5 protein-coding genes are annotated in these 3,434 nt (G+C 70.4%); 3 read left to right on the forward strand and 2 right to left on the reverse strand.

Annotation, left to right across the window (positions count from 1 at the left end):
- Together ACQKIP_RS43090 and ACQKIP_RS43095 are read left to right on the forward strand one after the other, a co-directional pair.
- The coding region (locus ACQKIP_RS43090; RefSeq protein ID WP_427745510.1) for a virginiamycin B lyase family protein at window positions 1-650 on the forward strand (650 nt) is incomplete at its 5' end.
- Between the two features lie 70 nt (window positions 651-720).
- Window positions 721-1,068 (forward strand): YciI family protein, encoded by a 348-nt coding sequence (locus ACQKIP_RS43095; protein WP_365856332.1) that lies wholly within the window; start codon window positions 721-723, stop codon window positions 1,066-1,068.
- A 58-nt stretch (window positions 1,069-1,126) separates the two neighbouring features.
- Here ACQKIP_RS43095 and ACQKIP_RS43100 read toward each other — a convergent pair whose 3' ends face one another.
- A complete protein-coding gene (locus ACQKIP_RS43100) occupies window positions 1,127-1,741 on the reverse strand; it encodes an SUKH-4 family immunity protein (protein ID WP_365856334.1) in 615 nt (204 codons plus the stop codon).
- A gap of 161 nt (window positions 1,742-1,902) precedes the next feature.
- Window positions 1,903-2,502 carry a TetR/AcrR family transcriptional regulator gene (locus ACQKIP_RS43105; protein WP_365856337.1) on the reverse strand — a complete coding sequence of 200 codons (600 nt, stop codon included), beginning with the start codon at window positions 2,500-2,502 and terminating at the stop codon, window positions 1,903-1,905.
- A gap of 269 nt (window positions 2,503-2,771) precedes the next feature.
- Between ACQKIP_RS43105 and ACQKIP_RS43110 the strand changes: the two genes are divergently transcribed.
- Window positions 2,772-3,434 (forward strand): alpha/beta hydrolase family protein (locus tag ACQKIP_RS43110; RefSeq protein ID WP_427745511.1); only part of this gene is annotated, 663 nt, incomplete at its 3' end.

The following is a 3,434-nucleotide window of genomic DNA, read 5'->3' on the forward strand; positions in this document are numbered from 1 at the left end:
CCATCGGCGGTGACATCGACGACTTCGCGGTCCCCACCCCGGACTGCGGGCCTTTCGGAATCGCGGCAGGTCCTGACGGCGCCCTGTGGTTCACCGAGACCACCGCCGACCGCATCGGACGCATCACCCCCGAGGGCCACGTCACCGAGTTCGCGCTCCCCGTCACGGGCGGGTTTCCCTCCGCGATCACCGCCGGTGCCGACGGAGCGATGTGGTTCACCCTCAACCAGGCGAACGCCATCGGGCGCATCGCCATGGACGGCGAAGTGACCCTGCACCCGCTGCCGACCGAGAACGCCGCGCCGGTCGGGATCGCGGCGGGAGGCGACGGGGATGTGTGGTTCGTCGAGATCGCCGCGGGGCAGATCGGGCGGATCACCCCCGGCGGGCAGGTCACCGAGTATCCGCTGCCCGACCGCGCCGCCCGGCCCCACGCCATCACCGTCGCCGACGACGGCACCGCGTGGTTCACCGAGTGGGGCGCCAACCGGGTCGGCTCGATCACTCCGGACGGCGCCATCAGCGTGCACGACCTGCCCACCCCCGACTCCGAGCCGCACGGCATCACGCAGGGCCCCGACGGCGCCCTGTGGACCGCCTTGGAGATCGGCGCACTTGCTCGCGTCGCTCCCGTGGACGGCGCCGCCTGACCAGCGATTCCCGCACACCCGTCAACGCCGACAACGGCCCCGCGCACGGCGGCCGGAGAGGACATGCAACATGAAATACGCACTCGTGATTTTCGAGACGGATGAGTCACGCCGCCGGATCCAGGCCGACCGGGACGCCTACCGCGCGGAGTACCAGAACTGGATCGGCAAGCTCGCGGCAGCCGGGAAACTGGTCGGCGGCGATGCTCTGGACACCGAGCACGCCAGCCCCGCGACCGTGCGCAAGACGGCCGACGGGGTGGCGTCGGTGACCGACGGGCCGGCCCACGCCGGCGAAGAGACGCTCGGCGGCTGGTTCGTGCTCGAGGTGGCCGACCGTGCGGAGGCCGTCGAACTGGCCAAGTCCCTGCCCACTCCGGAAACCATCGAGATCCGCCCGCTCCTCGAATCCGCCTGAGTCCGGCGGCCCGTACATCGCGTGGAGGCATCGGTGCACGGGCGGCCGGGACCGGCGGTCAGCCGTGGATCGAACGGCCTCCCGGGCTGTCGTCCGTGAAGCGCTGGCCCGCGGCGATCTCCTCGCCGACCACCGACCAGGCGGTCTCGTCGTCCTGGAAGGGGAGCGGGTCAATGCTGCTCGTCTCCTGGCGGATGCGTTCGACCTCGCCCTCAAGGCGCTCGAAGTCGGCCTCCTCGTCGGCGTCGTCGCCGCTGAAAGTGAACTCCTCCAGTACGCGCTGGAACCGGAGGGCGACCTGGATGAGGGAGGAGACGTCCGTGTGCAGTGCCGGCGCGGTCTCCTCGTCGAGGTCGAAGGCGTGCACCTTGCCGGAAGCAGGGTCGAGGGCGATGTGGGCATTGAGCAGCCAGCCGATGACGGGCCACTCGCCCGCATCCTGCGACGCGTCCTCGAAGTCCTCGACGTCGACGACGTCCTGGACGAGGGGCAGCCGACCTGAGTCGCCGGGCTCACGCAGGTAGAACGTTTCGCTGGGGACACCGACGGTCTGCAGGAGGCGGGCGCCCTCGGAGTCCGCGGCGGAGGGCGGGAAGGCGGCGGCGGGCAGGGTCGCGAGCCGGTCCTCGCCGAAGATGTCGGCGAGTTCGCTGCGGGTGACGTCGAAAAGCACTGCTGGAACTCCGAACTCGGCGGCGCCGCGGGCGCCGTGGGACCTGCCCTCCTGGATGGACCAGTCAGGCCGTTGTGCTGTTGCTCAGCCGGTATTGCTCGATGTGGCGCCGGAACCAGGGCGAGGCCGCGGCTCGGCGCCACGCCATGGTGGCACGGGTATCAGGACGGCGTCTGCGGCTGCTGGAGCCCCTGGAGGAGCAGTGCGACCAGGCGGCGGGGATCGTAGCGGGGGTCGGTGTCGGGGCCGATGCAGAGGTTGCCGATGCCGCGCATGAGTTCGTAGGGCTGTGTGCCGGGCCGGATCTCGCCCGCCTCGACCGCGGCGTCGAGCAACTGCTCGGCGACGGGCAGCAGACGATCGAGGAAGTAGGTGTGGAGCGCGGTGAAGCCGCTGCTGTCGGGTTGCAGCGTGTTGGCAAGTCCGTGCTTGGTGACCAGGAAATCGACGAAGACGTCGATCCACTGACGCAGCGCCGTGAGCGGCGATTCGGCGGCCGCCAGCAGGCGCGGACCGGCTTCGGCGCACGCCTCGACCTGGTGGCGGAAGACGGCGACGACGAGATCCGCCCGCGTCGGGAAGTGGCGGTAGATCGTGCCCATCCCGACGCCCGCCTTGGCCGCGATCTCGCGGATCGGCGCATCGACGCCGGAGGTGGTGAACACCTCGGCAGCGGCGGCGAGCAGCTTCTGCTGGTTGCGTACCGCGTCGGCCCGCTTGCTCGGGGCCGGCGCCTCTCCGGACTGGCCTGCAGTGGGCACTGCGCTCTCCTTCTCCTGGCCGCTGACACGACGGAACGGCACGCCGCTTGTGAAGCGGAGCAGTGTTCCGTATTGTAAGTGGAGCAACGTTCCGGATCAGTCTAGCTGACGCCGGCGCTTCCCCCCTGCCTCATGCGCCGCACCCGTCCCCCATGGGATGCGCCACGCCCGTACCCGGGAGCCGGCGACGGCGGAGGCCTCAAGCGAAAGCCTCAGGCGGAGGCCCCAAGCGGAGGCCTCAAAGGGAAATCCGAAGGGAAAGATTCATCGTGAGTGCATCGACTTCCATGACCGACGCCGCCCTCTCGTCCGTGCCCGTGCTCTCGTTCAGCCCGGTGGTGCTGCCCGTGGCCGGGCGCCCCGCAGACCTGCGCGTGCGCGTCACCCTGCCCGCGACCGGAGTCGAACTGCCGGTCATTCTCCTCTCCCACGGGCACGGCGGCTCGAACAACCTCTCCTCACTCAACGGCTACGCCCCGCTCGCCGACCTGTGGGCCGCCCTGGGCTTCGTCGTCGTACAGCCCACCCATCTCAGCTCCAGGACGCTCAGTCACCTGCACGAAAGCACTCCAGGGGGACCCTTCTTCTGGCGCTCGCGCGCCGAGGACATGACGCACATACTCGACCGGCTCGACGAGATCGAGGCCGCCGTGCCGCAGCTCGCCGGGCGCACGGACCGCGACAGCGTCGCCGTTGCCGGACACTCCCTCGGCGGCTTCACCGCCGCCCTCCTGCTGGGCGCCAGGGTCACCGAGGACGGCCAGGAGGCCGACCTCGCCGAACCGCGTATCAAGCAGGGCGTGTTGCTGGCCGCCCCCGGCAGGGGAGGGGACGTCCTTACCGGCGTCATGGCCCAGCAGGTGCCGTTCTTCCGGACCATGGACTTCTCCGCCATGACCACGCCCACGCTGGTGGTCGCCGGAGAGAAGGAC

Source organism: Streptomyces sp. NPDC059900 (genome assembly GCF_050270335.1).
Classification (GTDB): domain Bacteria; phylum Actinomycetota; class Actinomycetes; order Streptomycetales; family Streptomycetaceae; genus Streptomyces.